This is a genomic window from Paenibacillus sp. PK1-4R (genome assembly GCF_030369595.1).
GTDB lineage: Bacteria > Bacillota > Bacilli > Paenibacillales > Paenibacillaceae > Paenibacillus.
Window position 1 is genome coordinate 6,813,215 of record NZ_CP126535.1, and the last position, 22,887, is coordinate 6,836,101.

Consider the following 22,887-nt stretch of genomic DNA (forward strand, 5'->3'; position numbering starts at 1 on the left):
AAGAGGGTCATAATCTTGGGCTATGCCATGTAGATTCTGACCTCAATGTTTGTTTACACCGACTGTAAAAAGGGGATTAAATCGTATCTGATGTAATTTGTGTAAGGGAGATCGTAAAGGGCATTCACATTAAATATAGTTATAGAATCTTACCCAGAAACGCCTGTGTGCGTTCATGTTGGGCATTTTGGAAGATATGCGACGGCGTACCTTCCTCCACGCATAGTGCTCAAACTTATAATTGCTGTAGTCTGCCAAGCCGATCGAAGCCATGTTATTCAAGGCAGATATAACCGTCCGGCGGATCCGCTGCTCCATCGCTTTACTCTCTTTCTCCACTTCTTTGCTTGTAAGCTTGTAGCTCCGGGCAACGGCTTCATACAACACTTTAAGAGGCGGCCACTCTGCTGCTCGTCTCTGTTCAATCGCGTACTCCATCAGTGCAATAATATCTTTGCTGCCGCTCTCACCGATGATCCCCAGATCCATTAGAATCATTCTGGCTGCCTCACGAACCTTTCGTCCTTTGGATGCGGGAGGGGATTCCACCATATTTAATTTGGCCATGGAATGCCTGATTTCCAGCACGTAACGCTCATACTTCCACTGGTCATTCACTTTGCTGAGCACATGCTCCACTTCCACCCGATTAATCGGTTTATGAATGAAAAATTCAATTCCGTTCTGGTAGGCCGCACCTACCATCTCTTTATTCTCCACCTGAGAGATCATGATAAATTTCCCGGTATATCCGCTCTGCTTCAGCTTCGCCACCGTCTCAATTCCGTCCTGATCCGGCATCAGCAGATCAATCAGCACCACGTCGGGACGCAGATCCATAATCATCCGTGCCCCTTCTATACCGCCCTCTGCCATGCCTGCAAGCTCGCCGATTCCACAGGATTCGATGATATCATGCAGCATGCTCCGGCTTACCACATCATCATCCACGATCATGATAGAAAGTGTCATCGACATCGCCCCCCTTGATTAGATTCATTTTGGGAATCGCTATAGCAAATGTAGTCCCTCTAGCTCCCGGAGGCGCAGATTCAACCTTAATCTGTCCCGCCAATGACTGAACGATATCACGTACATGAGACAGGCCAATGCCTGTTGCAGCAATGCCAACTTCATTGAATTTCGTTGTATAGCCCGGTTCGAAGATCACATCCCGTTTGGCTTCAGGTATACCTTTCCCAGTATCCATCACGACCAAATGCACGTCATCGTCCTGCTCATACACACGAATTCGGACCGTCCCATCATGCTCAATCGCCTCTACCGCATTGGCAATCAGGTTGTTCATTACCGTTAGAAGAGGAATGTAATACGGAGACTCACAATCATACTGTTGCTCGATGTCGATCCCCACCTGCTTATGCAGCATCTCGCTATATTTTCGGTTTGCTTTGCTGGCAAAGTTCAGCACTTCGGACAAGCTCATGTTGACCGCTTTTTCGTTATCATACAGCTTCAGCAGACCCGCGAGAATGCGTTGTGAATCCTTCTTCACTTCATGAATCTGCTGAGCGATGCCCAGCGTGCGCTGACTGTATTGATTCATGTCCTGCTCCCGGAGATCGCGATATAGATCATAGCTGTCTGCCGTAATGCCCTCGATCGTATTCATCGCTTTCTTCAAGTAAAAGACCTCGCCATACAGACCTGAGTTCACACTCAGCATCTGCTCCATCCGCTTCTCCTGCTCTGCATGTAATAGCCTCATCTGCCTCACCGCAAAGCTGTTATAGAGCCCAATCACAAAGTAACTTCGCAGACCGCCTACCACAAGCAGATACAACCATTCCTTCATATAAAAGATATTGGTCCCGCTTAACATTCCGCGAAAAAGCAGCTCAACAAGATTAGAGGAGAAATCGATACATGTAATTAACCCGCCGAGTAGAAGAGGCTGCATCTCATGGAATCGATGCTTGAACTTGCTAAGCCCATAGGCAAAGACCACATAATACACACCTGCTCCCAGATTGTCCCGCATGCTTTCCAGAATGGACACGGTCTGTACATGATTGATGAGATCTGCTGACTGAAACAGCAAATTCGCGATGCCTGTCAGGATTCCTGTCTTCACATAAGACAAGTGTGGCATGATCATCAGCAGAAATAAAAGGATGCTAACCCCCAGCCCGATTCGGAAGTAATCTTCCCGGAACGGATTTATCTTGAATTGCGCCCCTACCGCTGTGGCAAAGGCAATGGCCGTCATCTGCACATTCTCATTTTTGACCCAATTGCGCATCGATCTCTTCACCCACTATAACAACGTTTAGCGCCCAATGCCGGAACCCGCGCTTCTAATGTTAAATATACTAACATATGAAAGAAGCATTAGAAATAATTAAAATTAGGGAATGAACACGCAAGCAGAACAAAAAGGCCGGAAGTCTTCACTTCTGCGGCCTTTTCCTTATATCTCATCCGGAATATCAAATGACACCATCGTTCCCTCACCCGGCTCACTTACGATCGATAATCCCTGACCATACCGTTGCATCAATCTGCGGTTTGTATTCACAATACCTATTCCGCCTTTTCCACCTGGCGTAGCATGTAGCAGTTCTACAACCTTTTCCGGTTCCATGCCTTTGCCATTATCCTTCACCTCAATACGGGTATAACCCTCATGACGAGTGATGGATAGGCATAACGTACCGCCTACATTGCGGCTTAATAGACCGTGTCTGACGGCATTTTCAATCAATGGCTGAATTGATAGCGGCGGGAGAAGCAACGGAAGGTCCGGCTCTACGTTTAATACCACCGACAATCGATCTTCAAATCGTGTTTTTTCAATAAAAAGATAGGCTTCAACGAGTTCCAGCTCGTATGATAATTTCACCAGTTCCCCTGTATTGAGATAGTTGAAGCTGATCCGTAAATAGGATGAAAAAGCATCGCCAAGCTTCCGCATATGCTCTGTATCAATATCACTTAAAACCATAAGTGAATTCAACGTATTGAATAGGAAGTGAGGCTGAATCTGAGCCTGTAAATAAGCGGCCTCCATGCGCAGGCGCTCTTGGATAGACTGATTTAGCATGGTCAATGCACGTATCCGATATTTCAGTTCCACCGCATCTACAGGCTTCGTGACATAATCATTGGCCCCCGATGCAAACCCCGTGTAGATATCTGGCGGCTGACTTCGTGCCGTCAACAGCAACACAGGAAGCTCAGACATCGAGAATTGTTCCCTCACCTTCTGGGTTAACTCATATCCGGACATATTGGGCATCATCACATCTGTAATGAGCAGATCCCACTGACGTGTGCCGAGCAATTCCATCGCTTCCTGACCCGAACCTGCTGTAGTTATATCATATGGTTCCGTCGAAAGAATGCTGACCAACACATCCAGATTCACCGGATCATCATCCACAGCCAGAATGGTAGCTCTCCCCTCTTTTAACAACGGAGCCATCTCTGCTGTCGCCAAGGCTTCCGCGTCCCCCATACCTTGGCGGGGTAACAGGAATCCGCTAGGTGCATCTTCCATCATCTCGGCGGCCTGTTCCCATATCAGGGGAAGTTGTGACTGAGCCTGATCGGCGGCTTCATCCGCGAGTGGTAGATCGAAGCTGAATGCCGAGCCCTTTCCGAGTTCCGAGTGAACCGTAAGTGCCCCGCCGTGCAGTTCTACGAGCTCTTTGCAGATGTTCAGTCCAAGCCCGATGCCTTGTCCATCACTGATTCCATATGACCCTTGTTCATACGGGAGGAAAATACGCATCCGTGTATCCTCATCCATGCCAATGCCCGTATCCGTCACATGAATCAGAGCATGTCCTTCACGAATTTCGGCACTTACGGATATCGTTCCTTCCTCTGTATGTTTAAGCGCGTTATGCAGCAGATTATACAAAATCTGAACAAGCCTTTCTTCATCAGCCATGACCTGAGGGAACGATTCCGGAATCTCCATATGAAGGTGGACTGGTTTTCGTTCTGCCATGAACTGCAGCATGGCGATAACGCCAGGCACAACCGACTGTATGGAAAGAGGCCCCTGACGTAACTCAATGCGGTGCTCCTTCAGCCGAACTACATCCAGTAGATCACCAAGAAGATGTGACATCCGTCGGCCGATCGTAATCAGCAACTCCATATCCTCCAGGCTCCGTTCATCCAACCGGTTTTTCTCTCGGGTGATGACGTTATGAGCGATGTTAATGATCCCGTGCAGCGGGGTCCGCAGTTCATGTGATGTATTCGCCAAGAACTGATCTTTAATTTTGTCGCCCTTCTGCAGCTCTGTATTCAGCTTCATATTCTCCCTGACATTCCTGAAGTATTTCTTGAACCAATAGGCAGAGAAGCCCGTAATCGCAAAGATGATGTCGATAGGATAATAGACAGTTGTCACATCTTTAGCTGTCTCGGCCACACTCCATATCAGGTTGGATGTAATGCCTCCTGCAGTAAGTAGCAGAAAAACAATGTCCCGGTCCGCCTGTTTCCTGAAGATCATCGTTCCGACGATGTATAGAAACCAGATCATGGATACAAGAAAGAATAGGTTAATGACGTTGTAATGGATCATGGCATATGTAATATGAATGGGCACCACCACAATCACGGCCGTATAGATCAAGGTCATGACAACATGCCACTGTAGCCATGCCTTTCGTACATGAACCATCGTTAATCTCTGGAATAACAGAAGGATACAAGCATTTTGCAGCAACAATGAGATCAATCGAATTTTAATGCCCCAGGTATAATTAATTGGAAGCCATAACATCAATATATTGTCATGACCCATCGTAACCGTGATGCCAACAGCTAAAGTTAATACGGCTCCAACCAGCAAGGAACGTTCCTGTCGATTAAATGCGTAAAGAATACAGGCATACATGCCGTGGAGGAGCATAACCAGAAAGGTGAGCATCTGAAAACCAATGGAATACCAACGCGAAAAATCAACAGCTGCCTGTGAACCAAAGCGAACAGGTTTGCTAATTCCGCCCATATACGGGCTGTCGTAATTGGCTACACGGACCAATAATTCAATGGAGGTTGTTCCTTCCTGATCGTAGGTCGCTGTATATGAAGTGCTTCTGGGTATATATGTACTGCTATCCGTGGAGACCTCACCCATGCCCCCGTCCGCGTCTCCATTCATCTCAACCTGGGATGAACTTCGGATTCCCTTGAACCAGAAGGTTACCGGCGTCTGAAGCGGATCTGTCAAAATGCGCAATCGATATGTTCCGTAACCGTACGAACTCTCTTGTTCCTGATTCTGTGCACTCCCCCAGTCCCCAGGGACCTGAACACTCTTGGCACCGCCATTCCTCTTCACAATATCTTGTTGGGTCAGCAACTCATCCGGATAAAGTTCCCATTCCCCATTCAAGTACATGACTGGAGATTGATCCAGATCCACGCCCCTTAAATCCAGCACCCCGTTAACGGCGCGATGCTCATCTACTGTGTGGAATAGCTCAGACCATACCGAGCGCATGCCAATTAACACTCCAAAAATGATTAGCATAATGAACAAATATTTGTAACGGTCCATACGTTTCGTTTGAAGTAATTTCATTAATTATTTTTTCATGACTTTGGTTAAACCGAGCTTCCAGTCCTGATACCATTCGGTAATGTCCTCACTGATCGGGATCTCCAAATCTTGCTCCATTCTGGTGGTTAAGAGACGATACTGCTCCTCCACACCGAGATCGTTGTCCATTTCATCATATAACTTCATTAGCATAAAATAACTTTCTTCTTCATCCGGAAGCATATGCTGGATACGTTGTGTACTCTCGATCACTTTCTCCGCCAGCCCATGCTGCTGGTAATACAGACTTAGTTGTCTCATATGATACAGCCACAGATAGCGTAATCTTTCCCGCTCAGGTTCAGCCCACATGTATTCATAATTGCCAAGATAGGTACCCTTATATAGATGAAGCGCTTGCTCATAGGCATGAACGGTACTTTCGTCTACAGCTTTCCATTGCCTGATTTCCCGTTCCCACTGCTCACTATCCAACTGAGCCTCACCCAATTCGAGTCGATAGCCTGCCTCCAGGTGTCCACTCTGAATCGTGATCATATTCATATTGCAAGTTTTCAGGGTTTGGCGGACATGATAAATCGCAGTGTAGAGTTGGTGTGCCGTCTTCTCCTCTTCCATTCCCGGCCACAGAAGCTCCAGCAGAACACTGCGATGGATGACCTGGTTCCGGTGGTGAAGCAAGTATGCAAACAGTTCCTGCGCCTTGCTTGTACGCCATTTGGCAACCTGGGTATCCTTTCCTGGAAGCTTAAACTGAATCTGATTAAAACAGCAAATTAAAGGTACGTTTGTATCCTTTGACCGCTGCTCCCGTTTTACGCTCAGTTTCTCTCTTACGCGGCTCACCGTCTGCTTCAATCGATCCTTTTGGATGGGCTTCATCACATAGTCCAAAGCCTGTAGTTCGAAAGCATGCACCGCATATTGATCGTAACTGGTCACAAATATAATTTCGATGCCCGGTGTTGCAGCCTGAATCTGTCTTCCCAGATCCATACCATCCATCTCCGGCATATGAATATCCAGAAATACAACATCAGGACGGTGTTCCACAATACCTGCCACAGCCTCTGTTGGATTCATATATGTAGCGATAATTTCAATGCCGCTTACTTCTTTTTCTAGTGATTTTTGAAGGCCTATCAACGCTAGACGTTCGTCGTCAACCAATATCACTTTCACAGGAGCTTCCTCCTCGACCCTGAGGTCTTGAGATTTATTTTCACTATTATATCATAGGCATTTTAAGTATTTAGGTTCTTGTTTCCTATTTTCAATTTGTAGCAATTTAATTGTATAATACTTAATAGAAGACAGGTTATCAGATCCGGTCTTGGAAGAGAGGAAGGTACCATATGTCAGATGTTAATCAAAGCTTTGGGCAAGCCCTTGTCAAATCATTAGTCGGGGAACGCGGTCATATCCGCATCGCCCGTGCTCTGCCCGATATCGATGTCACACTTGCTGCTCGTACGCACGATGCCATGCCATATACAATTTATCAGTTGGTGAAGCACATGCATTATTGGCAGCAATTCATGCTCGATCACTTGGAAGGACGCAAACCTCAGCTCCCTGCTAACGTGAGTGAGAGCTGGCCTGAGGAGAAGGGTCCACAGGACGAAGCCACGTGGAAGGCAGATATTCAGGCATTCTTGGATGGGGTTGATCAAGCCGTAGCCATTGCCGAAAATGCACAATTAGATGATCCACTGCTCTATTTCCCGGGTGAAACCAAAGCAGGACTTTTGCGCAATATCGCATCCCATAACTCGTACCATCTGGGTGAGATTGTTCTGCTGCGTCGCTTCTACGGCGCATGGCCGCCTCCAGGTGGCGGATATCCGGCGTAAACCATATTTACAACAGATCTATTGAACGAATATACAGACACATCTAAGCTGTGAAAGGACGATTGTTCCTTTTACAGCTTCTTGTGGTTATAGGCAAGTAACATCCATTGAAGTGCAATTATAACGCTCATATCCTGTACCAGGCTCATATATTACTTCAAAGTACGTATATGACTTTGAAGTGCGTACTTCTCATCCTTCTTTTTCTGACCCACAATATGAACAGAAGAAGAGAGGAGCATGTCCATTGAAACCCGAACAATCCGTTCCCCGTTACACCGCACTTGTCATTGGTGCTGGAGGCGTCATTGGAAGAAACCTTATTGATTATCTGGTGACACTTCCGCAATGGGATGTCATTGGTGTATCTCGCCGCGGAGGAGAAGATGCCCCTGGATTACGTTATATATCAGCTGATTTACTGAACGAAGCAGACACACAAGACAAACTGAGTCATTTAACAACGGTTACGCATATTTTCTACGCCGCGTATCAGGATCGCCCAACCTGGGCCGAATTGGTACAGCCCAACTTGGCCATGCTCGTCAATGTGGTGAATACCATCGAACCGATCGCTCCAAATCTCCAACATATTAGCCTAATGCAAGGTTATAAAGTGTACGGCGCACATCTGGGGCCATTCAAAACACCTGCCAAAGAAACGGACGCATATCATATGCCCCCTGAATTCAATGTCGATCAGCAACAGTTTCTGGAGGATCGGCAACCCGGAAGCAGCTGGACCTGGTCAGCCCTGCGCCCTTCTGTTGTATGTGGATTCGCTCTGGGTAATCCAATGAACCTTGCCATGGTTATTGGCGTTTATGCGTCTATCTCCAAGGAACTTGGCTTGCCACTTCGATTCCCTGGGAAACCAGGAGCGTATCATTCGCTTCTTGAAATGACTGATGCGACATTGCTGGCTCATGCAACCGTATGGGCAGCAACCGAACCTCGCTGTGCCAATCAGGCATTCAATATCACCAATGGCGATCTGTTTCGCTGGAATGAACTATGGCCCCAAATCGCTGCATTTTTCGAATTGGAAACCGCACCTCCACTCCCCCTCTCACTTACAACAGTGATGGCAGATAAAGAAGATCTTTGGAAGTCCATGATTGAAAAGTATGGTTTGGTAAACACCCCTTATGATGATGTCTCTTCCTGGGCATTTGGTGACTTTGTCTTCTCGTGGGATTACGATTTCTTCGCAGATGGTTCCAAAGCTCGCCGCTTCGGATTTCATGAATTCATTGACACTGAGGCTATGTTTATGGATATTTTCAGAAATCTACGTGATCGTAAGATCCTTCCGTAAAGTAAATAAAATGCATAATAAGCCGATTCCTGAATTCCAGAATCGGCTTATATAATTCACTCAACGTTAGTAGTAGTTGGCGGCTTAAACAGAATTTTTCCTCGATCACCATAAACATTCTCCACGTGTGTATCGCCCCACCTACACATCAGATGAAGAATCTCTTTAAGACTCCCCCCGTACTCTGTTAACTCATACTCCACTTTAGGCGGGACCTGGTGATGGGAAATTCGGACAATGATCCCCGCCTCCGTTAGTTCACCAAGTTGCTGAGTCAACACTTTCTGGGTGATCGCAGGGATCAGTTTCATCAGCTCACCATTACGTTTCTTCCCAAAGGTAAGATGGAATAGAATAACGGGCTTCCACTTTCCCCCGATTACTTCAAGAAAAGCTTCAACTGCGGTGTTATATACTTTGAGCGGTTCCTCCATATCACCTTCTGTCTCCCTTCCAGACTATTGCTCAATCTTCCCGATTCATCTTCTCAAAAATATGGACTAATTGCGCTCGATCCTCTTCGTTTAATTTCTGGAATAAATTCTTGCGCAGCTTCTGGCCCTCCAATATTGCTCTTCCGAGGACTTCGGCCCCTTTATCCGTAATGTTCAAATAAATAATGCGACGGTCCGCTTCATCTACCATTCTGACGACTAATTCCTTGGCTACCATCTTGTCAGATAAATAACTGAGTGTAGGCGGAGTGAACCCTAAAATTTTTGCAATATCCGAAGGTCGGCTTTTTCCATTTTGATGGAGATGGCTGAGTACAAGCACATGAGAAACACCGAGGTCCTCATTGAATGATTTGTTCCATTGTATGATCAATTTATTGGTGAAATTATCCATGTTGTGTATAAGCTCAAAAATGTTCTGTTCTTCCATTAGATCCTCCTCGAAAAAATAAACAACAGCCCTCATTTAACTTAAGGGCTGTCATCATTTTACACGCTATTGGGCTGAGTAGCCACCATCGATCACCAGTTCAGATCCTGTAATGTACGAAGAATCATCCGATGCCAGGAACAACGCCGCTTTGGCAATATCGCTTGCTTGGCCCAGACGCTGCAAAGGCGTTGCCTGAATTAATCGTTCAAGCAGTTCCTTGGATGTGTTCAAGGATTGGGTCATTGGTGTTTCGATGATCCCAGGAAAAAGAGCATTCACCCGAATACCTTGACGTCCGAAGGTGGTCGCAGCGGCTTTGGATAATGCACGTACCGCGCCTTTGGATGCCGAGTAATGGTTAAAGCCTTGTCCAATCAAAGCGGTGTATGATGAAATGTTAACGATGGAACCTTTCTTCTGGGCTGCCATATAAGGAGTGACATGTTTCATGCCAGCGAATGGGCCGAAGCCATTAATGGAGAGCATTTTCTCCCAATCCTGTGCATTGATTTCCTCAAACGGCTTTTCCGAAGAAATGCCTGCATTGTTGACCAGAATGTCAATTTTCCCAAAACGTTCATTCACTACTTTCGCCAGTGCCTGCCAACCTTCATCCGAAGATACATTCAACTTCATTCCGTACACATTCTCTTTTTGGCTGGCTTTCTCCAGTGCTTCCTCATTAATGTCTGCTGCAATGACGATGGCGCCTTCCTGTGCAAAAAGATCAACCATACCCTCCCCGATTCCCGAGGCTCCGCCAGTAATAATGGCTACTTTATTATCTAATTTTCCCATGTGAATTGCTCCTAACGTATTTTATTTATTTGTAAGTAACAAGGGCTACTTTGTCTTTCATTCTTAACATGATGCTTAAGCCCCTTTCTTGAAGAAACCAAAGTATTTAGATATATAATATTTAGATGACTAATTATTATATGTCTAAATACTAGCAAAGTAACTGCCTTAATGCAACGAGTACAGCTCTATATACTTATTTTGCATATCTTAGCGAAGCTAACGCATTTGAAAAAAAGCCCGTTATTGGCGACCATTTCCGCCTTATCACGCATAACTAGGCAACAAAAAACTGCATCCGTCATTACGGATGCAGCCTTTTCAACGTTTCCTATAAAGAGAAGCTCATACCCTTACTTACAGTGAACCTTCAAGGTTTGCAGGTTGATTTTCCTCATTCAACAGACCTTGAATAAAGGTTTCAAAATTGGGCGCAAGCCAAGTGATCTTGTAACTTTCTTTTTTATCCACATGAACAACTTCGGGCTCACCAGCATTGCCGGATTCACGATAATCCAGCATCACCACCTCCGAATCGGAAGGGCACTCACAGATAACAACACCGATTTCGGGATAACCACCCTGTTCGATAATAAACCGGCTGCCAGCTTCACCACCTAATGAATGTGCTTTCTCCCGCCCAATACCCAATATACCCGCGACCTCAACGCGGACCTTCTTGGCAGCCTCTGCTTGGCTAACAGGAAAATACCGATAGTGGGGAACACCCCCATTATGTAATTTCATCATGTTAATATAGGATGTTGGCAGCTTGAAGACCAACTGCTCCTCCACTGACTCGACCTGTTCGTCGGTAGGCGGGGCCAACACATATTGATCCAAGGCTTCAGCACTGTCATTCCAAAAACCCATTGGTTCCAGATGGCCAACACTAACAGGTGCGGTTGAGATTTCAGAGACAGATGGGACGGTATCCACGAGCTTCTCTACGGATTCCTCTGCTGTTTTGCTTCGAATCCATCCCAGAAACTCCAGCGTATCTTCATCCCCAGGGTCCAATTCATCCGCTCTTTCAAACGCCTGTAGCGCATGCGCATATTGCTCCAGATAATAATAAGCCAGTCCAATCCGATAATGCCAGAGTGGGTCACCTGTGCCCTCTTTAGCAACCGTCAGGAATTGTTCAACCGCTTCTTCATACTGTTCCAGGTTATTTAGCGCTCGTCCCAAATGGTTAACCAGCTCATAATCTCTTTCTTCCACAGGAATTGCTTGAATTGCATCTACAATTTCCTGAAATTCATCTTCTTCATGCCACTCTTGCAATTGAACCAACAGATCGTCTCTCATTCTCTTTTCCTCCCCGTTCATTCACTCATGATTACGTATTGAAAATTATACCACTATCCGGATCACCATCTCCAGCAAACCAAGATCCTTAGGGATATCATGAATCGATATCTTTTCATTTCTGATGACAATACTAAAAGAGGTAACCTGAGCCCGGTTAAGAAAACCAGGCAGGCTACCTTCTTTATTCCTTCCAATACATTGAATTCTTAATTCAATTCAGCAACTCAACACAATCGTAGACCCAACCTGCACTTAACCAGTTACCCAAGTCACTGGAACCGCTGATCGGCGTAATAGTGATGGTATTGGAACCATTCACGAAGTAGGATGCTGGAACATTCCAGCTAAAGGTTGTGTTGTTCCCACGATACGTACCAATGGTGAAGCTACGAGAATTGGGCTGTGAAGATGCAGCAGGATTGGTTAAAGCATGTCCATTAACCGTTACACTAGGTCTGCCATTATTGTAAGCTGCGGTAATACCGATGTTGAGCGTATGAGAAGATGCCGCTTGAGATGCATTCAAATTAAACGTTATTGTGGTTGGAGAATTCTGACCACGGAACTGGATTGCCGGGAAGCGATTGGTCGCGCTACCGGTAGCATAGGTGACAGGCCCCCAGCTTGGGTTGCGACTATCGGAAGGGTGACGAATCGGAATCGTCTGTCCATTCAGGAACTCCCGTGGTGTACCATCCCAGTTACCGATTCGCCAGATGTTAGAGGCTTTGCTTGGATCATTGTTGATCGTACGTGTATTCAGAGTCGTCGTTTGTCCAGCCGTGACATTAACCGTTTCCATATATACGGCCAGTTCTCCCTTATATGCTGTCATGGTGTACGTCCCAGGAATCATGCTGTATTTGGCGGCCGCCCCACTTGAAGACGTCCCCACCCAATACTGGGCATTACTATTAGCGAACCCAATTGTGTATGCATACCCTGTATCCATCCCGGAGAGACCATTAAGCACCACGTTCCCCCGACTGGATACCCAACCTTGCAGATTCAGACCAGACATCCAGCTGAAATCGGGTACACTTGGTGTACCTCCGGTTGTAAAGATCAAAGCGTACGGCCCATGCAGACCCAGGCGCCAATTCTCCGTCTGTGCATGTCCCGAGTTCATATAGTTATATACTTCCGTCTCTGTTCCACTTTGGAACTGGATGTCGCGAAAGAACGGACCACCAGAGCTTTTTTCCCGATTGCCGTAGGCCATAAATACACCGACACCATTCCCCGTAACTCCACGAACGGATAAATCTTTGGCCTGATCATTACCATAATATTTGGAGGCCGACTGTCCATTTGCAAACCCGAACACATCCTGACTCTCGATTGCTCCTGTGTTACCTCGATTATTGGAATTCGCCGGAACACCCGTCAACACACTACCATTACCGCGGAAAATGTACCGCAGCTCCCCGATCGAAGGTTGAGCCGTGATATGCGTTGCCATGTATATGATGTTCTCCCCACCACGCGAAGCATAATAGTGAGTCAGTGTGCTTGTGGATACCGTGATTAACACGGTTGATCCTGAAGGTGAGGTATTCCACGTCACATTGGCCGAGGAGCCCAAACCTGAGCCGATATGTGACCCTCTGTTGCTGTTCAGCTCCGTACCGTTCATTTTGGCTGAGATAATATCCCCATTGGTTTTGTTCACCACATAGACTAATCCTGAACCGGTGTTTACTTCAATTCTGGAGCCGTTATCCGTAACATTAATGGTTGCCGCGTGTCCGGTAGATGCAGGGTATACAACAGCTGTTGCGATCATAACGACAATTAAAAACAAACCAAGCGCCTTTCTCACTATACTTTTGGTCATGAGTAAATCCCTCCTTGGAACTCTTTTAATAAAGCGCTTACATTATAGTGTATAATAACTGACACTTCCGTCTCATATCGATATGTCTGCTATGTGAGCCTGTCCATAATCAATGGAATGTTATGTCTGCGTGCGTATAGAATAGAGTCATCACTTCATGTAAACCTGATCTCGCCACCCCCTTTTTAAATCACTCTTCTACATACAAGAATTCTTACAATTCCAATAAAATAATACCATTATATTACATATATTGGCAATGAAAATGAACCGTTTATCCAATAGTAAGTTCTGAAAACAAAATTTACTTCAACATGCAGAAGTCTGATTTTCATTCTCATTCCCGCACTCTCCAATGTTCGTTTAGATGCGTCGTTATAGTACCAGCATACGAGTACATTGAAAAGTTTTTGTGCCAATTCTTCATTGTGGTGATATGCCGTTCCTCTTATTTTCCGTTTACATATTTTATAGAGAACTAGTTTTGATCTTAACGGACAAGGGGTGCAATTGAAATGGGAGCTAAGCCACATGGCGCTATCCAAAAGCAGGGGGTTTCTATTATTGCCTGCACGAAACGTCAAAGCTATATAAGAAACTTGTTCAATAACTACAGTCGACAGATCCACGCCAGGAAGGAACTTATCATTATTGTCAATAACAATAACATTCCCCTTACCCCATATCTAAGTCTAGCCAAAAAACTTTCAAACGTACACGTCTATCGTCTTCCAGAACGCACTTCCCTCGGCGCCTGTCTAAATTATGCTATCAAGAAGACGAAATACAACTATATTGCCAAGTTTGACGATGATGATTATTACGCCCCCTACTATTTGAAGGAAAGTATGCAGACCTTTCAAAGAACCAATGCTGATGTCATTGGCAAGAAGGCTCATTACATGTATTTACGCGGATCTAAGACGTTTATCCTTCGTTCTCCTCATGATGAACATCGACCGGTGACCCTAATCCCTGGGGCAACGCTTGTTTTTAAACGCAAGGTAGTAAACCAAGTACCGTTCCCGAATCAAAGCGTCGGTGAGGACGACCTATTTTGCATTAGAAGCAAACGAAAGGGTTATCGTGTATATTCTGCTGGAAAAAATAATTTTGTTGCGATCCGCAGGCGAAACTCATCCAACCATACTTGGATCATTAGCGATAAAGAACTCATATCTCAAAGCCAAAAAATACCTTCTGTTACCAATTACAAAAAGTATGTACAGAAAAAGCCCAGGGGCTAACCCTGTTAACCACAAATTGAGTCTCAAAAAAGAGCAGTACTCCGCTGCTCTTCTCTGTTCTCGACCCTTTATTCACATGCATTTGGACTCAAACCAGATACTCCGCCATAATCTGCTCGATATCATACGGCGTAACGCCTTGATCCACCGAATAGATCGTATCCGCCTGATCTATTGTATCCACTAGTTCTCCTCTAGCTTTGGCATGGAGCATGAACAAGTCATGCAGATCGGGTTTGCGTAAAGTCGTCAGTGCTTTGCCCATCAGGACCATGCCTTTTTGATTGCCTTCCACATTATTGTAGTAATCCGGGTGGCTTGTCAGCGCCAGGTCTGTCCAGATGACGGTACGTTCAACCAGGTCCATAATGACAGGGATCGCAATCTGCGTATCTGCGGTAATATCGATTTTGTTAGCTACGGTTGACGGCTCGAAGATCTCGCCAGAACCCGGCTTCTTCCGCATCATCCACCCTACAAAACATTCCGGCAGATCACAATACGGATGACTGGTAAACGAAAGCAGTGTTGCCACCACATATCGTCCACCATAAGCCACGATGGATGGAATATGCAGATCAATGAACTCACTTGCTCCGTTAGGTGCAGTCACGATATCTCCGCTATGGGCAGCCTTATAGTTAGAGGATCGCAGATTCGTATAGGAAATATGCTCCACATAGTTCCAGTCCTTATCATACATCACCGCAGACAAGTCAATGTCCACGCGCCCTGTAGACTTTCCATCCACGTCCCCCTCTTTCCACCAGTTGAAGAAACGGATGGTATCACCCTCTGCCATCGACACACGGCTTCCACGAACGATGGTATGCAGAGCCTTGCTCGCCGATCTCTGGGAAAAGGGTACCAGATAATCATGAAGCCGTGGATCGACATAGGTCTTCCCAAGCGGGGCAAGGGCAGCGAATCGCTCTACCAGCGCCTGCTCGCATAATTGCACGACATCACGACACGTGGCTTCATCAATGTCTGGCAGCTCATTCGGAACAGCAAAAGCTTTGGCTACATTGCCTTTCGGGAAGAAGACACGCAGATCCTGCGGTTCATTACGCCGAGCAAAATGCTGTCTCACCTGCAATAACACCGGGGTGGATACTTGCTCCAGTACCTCACCAAATGCCAGCAGTACATACGCTTCATCTTCGGTCATCCGCAGCAAGTGATCCAGTCTTCTTGCGAATTCACCTGGACGCTGTGACAACAGATCGATCAGACTCCAGACATTCCGATATTGGAAGGCAAGCTCCACACTTCCGTTGAAGGTCGAATAAGGCTTATTATTACGCAAAATATCAAAAGCTTCTTCGCATCGTGGATACCGAAGCTTATATTCCGATGGATGCAGAATTTCGCCAAGGCGAATCCAACGATCCTTATATCGCAGCATATCCTCCGTGATGGAGCCACATTGCTCCAATAATCCGAGCAAAAGGCGTCTCTCGCGGCGTTTGAATTTTCGGAAGGGAGAAGCCACAGCGAGGCTGACATCACCGTCGGACCAGGCAACCGCCAGACGCAGAACATCACTTGCCGTTTTGAAATACGGACCAATCCGGTCGATGTTCGCCTTTTCATGCTTCAACAGCGAGGAGACCACGAAGCCTACATTTTCTTTGAACGGAATCTCAGCAGGTAGAATCGCATCCACCTCACTTGGGTCTGCATGCTCCAATACCATGTCGATATCCGCCTTGTCCGTTTCCGAGATGGAACCTTTTGCTTCAATGATCTGACGAATGAGCGTCTGGAATGCTTGCTGGTTTCCCAAACCAATGACTTTCAAGTCCGTCTTCTCCAGCAAAGGCATTCTTTCCACAGATTGTTGATCCGGATAGACCACAGTCAGGTTGGTCAGATAATGAATAATCGCATTGAGATATAACTCGGCCTCATCCGCTTGCATCACCTGCATTGGGAATCCAGCATACATCGGTGTGTACTTCACATGTGCGCCGACCATGACTCTTAGATCAGCCACAAGTTGAATATATACTGTTTCAAACTGTTCCTTGGACAGCTGCCGCATCGCTTGAATCAACTCATCCGAGAAGGTGTATCCGAGTGCTTCAATATTTTTGAGGGCAGTCGCCAGGTGTGTCTTCGGCAACTGTTGTTTCCCTTCGTTTGATTCAATAATGAGTTTGTTCGCTCTGCGCAAATAGATTGTATTGTTCATGATAAAAGAGTCCAGGAAAGCCATATTCCTATTAACATTTGGTAGATGGCTTTAGAAGGAAGGAATATGATAGCCTGGACGCCTCCTCTCTGAAATGAAATCTTCAGGAGAGCTGCGACCCTATGATCTCCAATGATTGTAGAAGGAAGGATCGCAATAGCCTGAAGGCCAGCGGTTCAAAGTTTGTCACCCGAACCTCTGGTGAACCCATCATCTCAGATTCCATGATCTGCCAACAGGGCGAAAGTATTACGACATGAATTTAAGAATTTAATGAAAATAGAAAAAAGCCTTTGCCGACCCCCAATGTCAGCAAAGGCTTTTCCGTATAGATGTGTTACTTATCAATCAGGTTTGTTACTTTCAACATTCTTGCAATCAATGCAGTGACCTCAGCACGGGTCATCGTGGTCTTTGGACTCAGAACCTCTGGCCCATTACCTTGGATGATCCCCGCTGCAATCAACTGGGCTACATCTTCTTTTGCCCAATTCGATACATCGGCTGCATCACTGTAACGCTCCAGTTCAGAGTTCATCTGTTCCGGGCTGATTGCCGCTTTTGGTTCAATCAGACGGTAGGCACGAGCGACCATGGCAAATCCTTGCTCACGTGTGATCTCCTGATTACCGTAGAAGTTGCCATTATCGTAACCGCGAACGATACCGAATTCATTCGCAAGGGCTACCGCGGAGCGGAACCATGCGGATTCGTTAACGTCAGGGAATAGATTCTGTGGTGCATCCTGACGCATTAGGCCCAGTCCAAGTACAACAATCTCGGCAAACTCAGAACGAGTAACCTGACGGTTCGGTGAGAACGTGTTATCTCCGTTACCTTTCAGATCTAATCTCGCAGCGATGTTGTTCACATCGGTTTTACCCCAATGGGACTTGGCATCTTCAAAATCCTGCGGATTCCAGATGACTGAGTAACTTCCGCTGCTGCGCAGGTCATTAATGAGTGCATAGTATCGGCTATCGACTTTGGTAACAACCGTTGGTACATGGAAGATGCTACCGTCCGGGTTGATGATCACTCCTGTTGTAATCCGGTTCGGGTCGATGCCTTCTGGAAGTGCAATATACTTCGGTGCATAGCCATTCAGCTGGCTAGATCGCACAGTCTGTCCATCTTTCGTAAACGTCAGATCCAGATCAACTGGTGTGACAAGTAGCTCGTATCCTTGGGATGCGGCTCTTGTCTCGGCGCTGTCAATCAATGCATCCGAGGAACGTGCAATATCAATATGGACATCAATATCATTCAACGCTGCATTACCAAGCTGTTTGGACACACCATTCAAGTCCATTTTGCCACCAGGTACCGGATAGATCGCTAACGGATTGCTAATGTTCAATCTGGAACCTTGATCTACTAATTGTTTCAGTGTTTCGAGGGTTAAACCGTCCACCTTAATATTCCCATCATTCGGTGAATGAATGGCGAACTGTTGTCCTGTGCCTTGTGACATGGCAACATTCAGCTTGGCTGGATCAACTTGAACCAACGTTTCTTTGTTGTTAGATGGTTTGGATGTAGCAAATGGTTGATGGCTACCATCCCGAGTTGTCTCCAAATTATCCTTCACGGGTGCCGGCGTTGGCGTTGGTACTGGCGCAGGTGTAGGTGCTGGTGTGCTTCCACTGTTACCTCCCGTATTTCCGCCGCCATTGTTGCCTCCACCATTGTTACCATTGTCATTGGATGCTCTAGTCACGTTAATTTTATACTCCGTAACGTGGCCAAGTGAATCCGTTACTCTAACAACGATCTTATTTCCGCCAACTTGGAGCGGTAGATTCTCACTTACAGCACCACTTGAAATCTCGTTCCATTCTCCATCTCCAACAGCTATTTCAATCTTCGCAAGTGGATCAAGTGCCGTTGGCGTTAGCTGGAATTGATATACGCTATTCGGAACAGAAATGGTGTAGGTATCTTTAGCCGGATCAAAGGCCGGAGACAAGCTTCCCACGGAAGGGACCAATGTTTGCAAGGTAGATGCATCCGTACCAATCACTTTGGTAAGTCCTGTTCTTGCATCAGTCAGATCTTGAAGTGCCTTATCTACCTGCGCTTGAGTTACTGTCGGATCATTCAACACTCGCTCTGCTTCGTTCATCGCATTATCCAGTGCTGTCCAGCTCGCTGGTGTGTACGCTGACTCTTCCAGGCTTTCACCTGTAATTTCAGTTACTTTCGCTTGCAAAGCTGATTTATCTACAACTGGTACAGATGTTGTAGGGATTAGACCCGTTCTTGCATCTGTCAGATCCAAAAGTGCCTTGTCTACCTGCGCTTGGGTCGCTGTCGGATCATTCAACACTCGTTCTGCTTCATTCATCGCATTATCCAGTGCTGTCCAGCTCGCTGGTGTGTACGCTGACTCTTTCAGGCTTTCACCTGTAATTTCAGTTACTTTCGCTTGCAAAGCTGATTTATCTACATCTGGTACAGATGTTGTAGGGATTAGGCCCGTTCTTGCATCTGTCAGATCCAAAAGTGCCTTGTCTACCTGCGCTTGGGTTGCCGTCGGATCATTCAGCACTCGCTCTGCTTCATTCATCGCATCATCGAGTGCTGTCCAGCTCACTGGCGTGTACGCTGACTCTTTCAGGCTTTCACCTGTAATTTCAGTTACTTTCGCTTGCAAAACTGATTTATCTACAACTGGTACAGATGTTGTAGGGATTAGGCCCGTTCTTGCATCTGTCAGATCCAAAAGTCCCTTGTCTACCTGCGCTTGGGTCGCTGTCGGATCATTCAACACTCGCTCTGCTTCGTTCATCGCATTATTCAGTGCTGTCCAGCTCACTGGTGTGTACTCAGATTCCTCTAGACCCTCGCCTGTAACTTCAGTTACTTTGGCTTGCAACAAGGACTTGTCTACCTTTGTCACAGCATTTTCGCTAAAACTTTGAGCTGGGGCACCGTTAGTCCCTTTTAGATTACCATCTTCAATATCGTAAGAAACGATCACTGATGCATTGGAAGGGATAATCTGACTCGTTTTTAACTTCAATGTCTTGCTGTTCGCTCCTCGTTCGAAACTGTCGATCGTGATTGGTTGGCCGTTGATCTCCAGTTTGAAGCCAGTTAAACTTGCTATATTCGAAAAATCGAGCTCCTCATCGAACGTTACAATAACCTCATCTTCTGTCACAGACACATTACTTACATTTGCGCTTGTGAATTTTGGTGCCCACGCACTGAACGTGAAATACTCTCCGTCTTTTAATGCCGCCTTGGCTGTATAATGTGGAATTCCATTTACATCTTTGAGGCTCAATTCATAGCCAGATGCATCTGTAAAATCTTCACTGTCACTTACCAGTAATTGATAACCTGCTGGAACTGACACTTCCGGGATACCAATCTCCACTTCACCCACGTTATTCGTATTCTGCACTTTCCAAACTCTTTGCGCATGATATTGTCCCGGTTTATTTATAGACTGATCATAGGTCAATGGCAGACCGTTATCCGCCCATACGAAATATTGCTGATCCGTCAAAATGCTGGAATTATCTGCATTTGTAGCAGCCAGCGTGTTAACACCTACGGCGACTTGTGGTACTCCAGCATTGATGCTTAAGCTTTGTTTTTGATTCAAGCCCTGTGCTTCATCTTTGCCGATTCCTGCAATATTGTGCTTATACTTGGAATCGACAGTCCACACTTCACTTCCGTTAGTTGAAAGATAAGGACTTGCTCCGTTGTTGAGCGTAATGCCATATTTAATGGCTAGATAAGACTCAATTTTTGAAGCATCCATAGCTGTCTGATTGTCATACAAAATAATCTCAGCAACATCAGCTACAAGACCACCCCAGTTATAAGTGGCACTTCCGCCGTTGGTAGCACCTATAACAGGAGTAAAGTTAATCTCTCCAAAGGCCCCTTTCCGACTGAAGCTAGCTTCAACACCATCTACTCGTGCTGTATGATTATTATTACTTACGATATCAAAGTTCACGATCTGAGCTCTACTTCTATCCACCAGATTGAAATAGTCATAAACACCATCGACGCCATTACCTGAGGCAAAATTGTTTCCATATCCACCCATTAAAATGACGCCATTGGTTCCTGTAGGAGTAGTCGCTCCGACAAGAGCTCCCCCGTTGTTATTTTTATAAACGGCATAGCCAGATTGGAATTTAATTGGTTTGTCACCTACCAGCTTTACGGAGCTACTATAGTGGCCCCCACCTGTCGGATTGTTGAATTTTACACTGGGGTTAAAGTTAATTCCTCCCGGATTATAACTCGGTGCTGTCTTCCCAGAAGGAATAACCAGGTCAAATTCTACCTCGTTAGCTGATTGGTCCTTCCAATCGGTCAGTAAACCTTCCACCGTATCAGCATCCGAGTCTGCTTTCAGCCATAACACAGGTTCAAGACCCGTTCCCCCTGGAACAGGGCTGCTAGCTGCGCTTACTCTCTCTGAACCAATTGAAGAGATGAATGTGCTTAATAACAACATGCTAACTACGGACACTTTAAATCCTTTTTTCCACTTCTTACTGTACAAAAACGACATACTTATCCTCCCTCTTTTACATTTCGCATAATATCGACCCTCATCTTGCTTATTCTACACATAGCCTCTTACCAAACTCTTACCAAACTCCTCGCTAACAAATACAACAAAAAAAACAGCCTCGCAAGTGAAGCTGCGAGGCTGAATATTTTCAATTAAATATTTGAATTTTTCCATTGTTGGTACCATAACTCAACTTCCAGGCCGGGACGTATACCTGCCTCTTGCTCTAAAGCGATAACCAACTGGTTATATTGAGCGACCACAGGATCTTTATTGCCTAATCGATCGTAGGTCTTCATTAAGGCCAGTCCGACTTCCTCCAATGATGGCTCGAATTGCTGTACCCGGTGATATACCGTGAGTGCTTCCGTATTCTGTCCCAGTTCGATGTAATATTGCGCGAGTTGCATGGCGTGGTTACGCCAGAGTGCATGCAATCGTTCGCGCTCCAACTCAGCCCATACATAATCGTCTTCACTATAATATTTGCCCTCATATTGATCTGAGGTCTGCCGATGTTCAGCTATTGTAGACGAAGATAACAGAGGCAATCGGTTAAGACGACTCTCCCATTCTTCAGCATCAATCCTGAATTCTCCCGTTTCCAATAGATAACCAAACTGTTGATAACGAATGACCATCTTGTCCTCACCCATGGATTCGTTCATCATGCTGCGTAAGCGATGGATGCCACTGTGCAGATTGGATATACCTCTCCGCTCATCCAACTCTGGCCACAACAGCTCGAGTAACGTATCCCGTTTAATCGGTTTGTTCCGATGGTGAAGCAAATAGGCGAATAACTCTCTAATCTTGGTTGTTCTGAACTTCATATGTTTTGGCGGCTCATTTGGGTGCAGTTGGACTTGGAGCATCCCCAGACAACGGATCAACATGGATGGCCCTTCTGTTATATTCAGACTTGCTGACACCGTTCGGCGTTGATACATCTTCATCGTTTTTTCCAAACGGTCACGCGTTACAGGCTTCATGATATAGTCCAGCACTTCAAGCCCATAGGCCGTCAGTGCATGTTCGTTATAGGCTGTTGTGAAAATAACCTCTGTTCCAGGGGAAACCTCATGGATACGTTCGGTCGCCTCAATCCCGTTCATCCCCGGCATCTGAACGTCCATGAAGACGATTTCCGGCAGATGAAGTTTGATCTGATCGATGGCTTCCTGTGCCGTCAGAAAAGAGCCGATAACTTCGCAATCCTCTCTCTCTAGCAACAGTTTGTTCAACCTGCTCAGAGCGAGATATTCATCATCTACCAAAATCACTCTCATATGCACAACTCCTCTGGCTCACTGATCACCCTTTAATCTATAATTTTAC

General features: G+C 45.9%; 15 protein-coding genes. 3 read left to right on the forward strand and 12 right to left on the reverse strand.

Going from position 1 to position 22,887, the window contains the following annotated elements; translation table 11 throughout:
• Positions 1-129: 129 nt before the first annotated feature.
• The 4 genes from QNO02_RS29640 to QNO02_RS29655 all read right to left on the reverse strand — a co-directional run bounded on the left by QNO02_RS29640 (position 130) and on the right by QNO02_RS29655 (position 6,730).
• Positions 130-972 (reverse strand): response regulator, encoded by an 843-nt coding sequence (locus tag QNO02_RS29640; RefSeq protein WP_289390722.1) that lies wholly within the window; start codon positions 970-972, stop codon positions 130-132.
• Complete coding sequence (locus QNO02_RS29645) at positions 944-2,263, reverse strand: ATP-binding protein (protein WP_283945838.1); 1,320 nt, start codon at positions 2,261-2,263, stop codon at positions 944-946. Before QNO02_RS29645 ends, QNO02_RS29640 begins: the two co-directional genes overlap by 29 nt.
• A 168-nt stretch (positions 2,264-2,431) precedes the next feature.
• Complete coding sequence (locus QNO02_RS29650; RefSeq protein ID WP_289390723.1) at positions 2,432-5,569, reverse strand: hybrid sensor histidine kinase/response regulator; 3,138 nt, start codon at positions 5,567-5,569, stop codon at positions 2,432-2,434.
• Positions 5,570-5,572: 3 nt separating this feature from the next.
• Entirely contained in the window at positions 5,573-6,730 is a 1,158-nt protein-coding gene (locus QNO02_RS29655; protein WP_289390724.1) for a response regulator, read from the reverse strand.
• Between the two features lie 173 nt (positions 6,731-6,903).
• Here QNO02_RS29655 and QNO02_RS29660 point away from each other — a divergent pair, with 173 nt between their 5' ends.
• A complete protein-coding gene (locus QNO02_RS29660; protein ID WP_091035410.1) occupies positions 6,904-7,401 on the forward strand; it encodes a DinB family protein in 498 nt (165 codons plus the stop codon).
• A gap of 247 nt (positions 7,402-7,648) precedes the next feature.
• Positions 7,649-8,719, forward strand: coding sequence for an SDR family oxidoreductase (locus QNO02_RS29665; protein ID WP_289390725.1), 1,071 nt, complete (start codon positions 7,649-7,651; stop codon positions 8,717-8,719).
• A gap of 56 nt (positions 8,720-8,775) precedes the next feature.
• On the opposite strand, the gene QNO02_RS29670 is transcribed toward QNO02_RS29665, so the two are convergent.
• The 5 genes from QNO02_RS29670 to QNO02_RS29690 form a co-directional block, all read right to left on the reverse strand.
• Entirely contained in the window at positions 8,776-9,153 is a 378-nt protein-coding gene (locus tag QNO02_RS29670) for a winged helix-turn-helix transcriptional regulator (RefSeq protein WP_289390726.1), read from the reverse strand.
• Between the two features lie 31 nt (positions 9,154-9,184).
• Positions 9,185-9,604, reverse strand: a complete 420-nt coding sequence (locus QNO02_RS29675; protein ID WP_289390727.1) for a MarR family winged helix-turn-helix transcriptional regulator — start codon at positions 9,602-9,604, stop codon at positions 9,185-9,187.
• 66 nt (positions 9,605-9,670) lie between these two features.
• Complete coding sequence (locus QNO02_RS29680) at positions 9,671-10,405, reverse strand: SDR family NAD(P)-dependent oxidoreductase (protein ID WP_091035400.1); 735 nt, start codon at positions 10,403-10,405, stop codon at positions 9,671-9,673.
• A gap of 357 nt (positions 10,406-10,762) precedes the next feature.
• Positions 10,763-11,716 carry an SMI1/KNR4 family protein gene (locus QNO02_RS29685; protein WP_289390728.1) on the reverse strand — a complete coding sequence of 318 codons (954 nt, stop codon included), beginning with the start codon at positions 11,714-11,716 and terminating at the stop codon, positions 10,763-10,765.
• Positions 11,717-11,930: 214 nt separating this feature from the next.
• A complete protein-coding gene (locus QNO02_RS29690; RefSeq protein ID WP_289390729.1) occupies positions 11,931-13,556 on the reverse strand; it encodes a rhamnogalacturonan lyase B N-terminal domain-containing protein in 1,626 nt (541 codons plus the stop codon).
• 515 nt (positions 13,557-14,071) lie between these two features.
• Between QNO02_RS29690 and QNO02_RS29695 the strand changes: the two genes are divergently transcribed.
• Positions 14,072-14,803 (forward strand): glycosyltransferase family 2 protein, encoded by a 732-nt coding sequence (locus tag QNO02_RS29695; protein ID WP_289390730.1) that lies wholly within the window; start codon positions 14,072-14,074, stop codon positions 14,801-14,803.
• A gap of 88 nt (positions 14,804-14,891) precedes the next feature.
• Here the strand turns inward: QNO02_RS29695 and QNO02_RS29700 are convergent, their stop codons facing one another.
• The 3 genes from QNO02_RS29700 to QNO02_RS29710 all read right to left on the reverse strand — a co-directional run bounded on the left by QNO02_RS29700 (position 14,892) and on the right by QNO02_RS29710 (position 22,838).
• Positions 14,892-17,000: a TerD family protein gene (locus QNO02_RS29700; protein ID WP_289390731.1), complete on the reverse strand. Its 2,109-nt coding sequence runs from the start codon at positions 16,998-17,000 to the stop codon at positions 14,892-14,894.
• Between the two features lie 337 nt (positions 17,001-17,337).
• Positions 17,338-21,546, reverse strand: a complete 4,209-nt coding sequence (locus QNO02_RS29705; protein WP_289390732.1) for a DUF8202 domain-containing protein — start codon at positions 21,544-21,546, stop codon at positions 17,338-17,340.
• A gap of 155 nt (positions 21,547-21,701) precedes the next feature.
• A complete protein-coding gene (locus QNO02_RS29710; protein WP_289390733.1) occupies positions 21,702-22,838 on the reverse strand; it encodes a response regulator in 1,137 nt (378 codons plus the stop codon).
• Positions 22,839-22,887 lie beyond the last annotated feature (49 nt).

Coding starts and splice junctions, on each gene's coding strand:
- QNO02_RS29640 (WP_289390722.1), bottom strand. CDS start 972: ATGACACTTTCTATCATGATCGTGGATGATGATGTGGTAAGCCGGAGC.
- QNO02_RS29645 (WP_283945838.1), bottom strand. CDS start 2,263: ATGCGCAATTGGGTCAAAAATGAGAATGTGCAGATGACGGCCATTGCC.
- QNO02_RS29650 (WP_289390723.1), bottom strand. CDS start 5,569: ATGAAATTACTTCAAACGAAACGTATGGACCGTTACAAATATTTGTTC.
- QNO02_RS29660 (WP_091035410.1), top strand. CDS start 6,904: ATGTCAGATGTTAATCAAAGCTTTGGGCAAGCCCTTGTCAAATCATTA.
- QNO02_RS29670 (WP_289390726.1), bottom strand. CDS start 9,153: ATGGAGGAACCGCTCAAAGTATATAACACCGCAGTTGAAGCTTTTCTT.
- QNO02_RS29675 (WP_289390727.1), bottom strand. CDS start 9,604: ATGGAAGAACAGAACATTTTTGAGCTTATACACAACATGGATAATTTC.
- QNO02_RS29680 (WP_091035400.1), bottom strand. CDS start 10,405: ATGGGAAAATTAGATAATAAAGTAGCCATTATTACTGGCGGAGCCTCG.
- QNO02_RS29685 (WP_289390728.1), bottom strand. CDS start 11,716: ATGAGAGACGATCTGTTGGTTCAATTGCAAGAGTGGCATGAAGAAGAT.
- QNO02_RS29690 (WP_289390729.1), bottom strand. CDS start 13,556: ATGACCAAAAGTATAGTGAGAAAGGCGCTTGGTTTGTTTTTAATTGTC.
- QNO02_RS29695 (WP_289390730.1), top strand. CDS start 14,072: ATGGGAGCTAAGCCACATGGCGCTATCCAAAAGCAGGGGGTTTCTATT.
- QNO02_RS29700 (WP_289390731.1), bottom strand. CDS start 17,000: ATGAACAATACAATCTATTTGCGCAGAGCGAACAAACTCATTATTGAA.
- QNO02_RS29705 (WP_289390732.1), bottom strand. CDS start 21,546: ATGTCGTTTTTGTACAGTAAGAAGTGGAAAAAAGGATTTAAAGTGTCC.
- QNO02_RS29710 (WP_289390733.1), bottom strand. CDS start 22,838: ATGAGAGTGATTTTGGTAGATGATGAATATCTCGCTCTGAGCAGGTTG.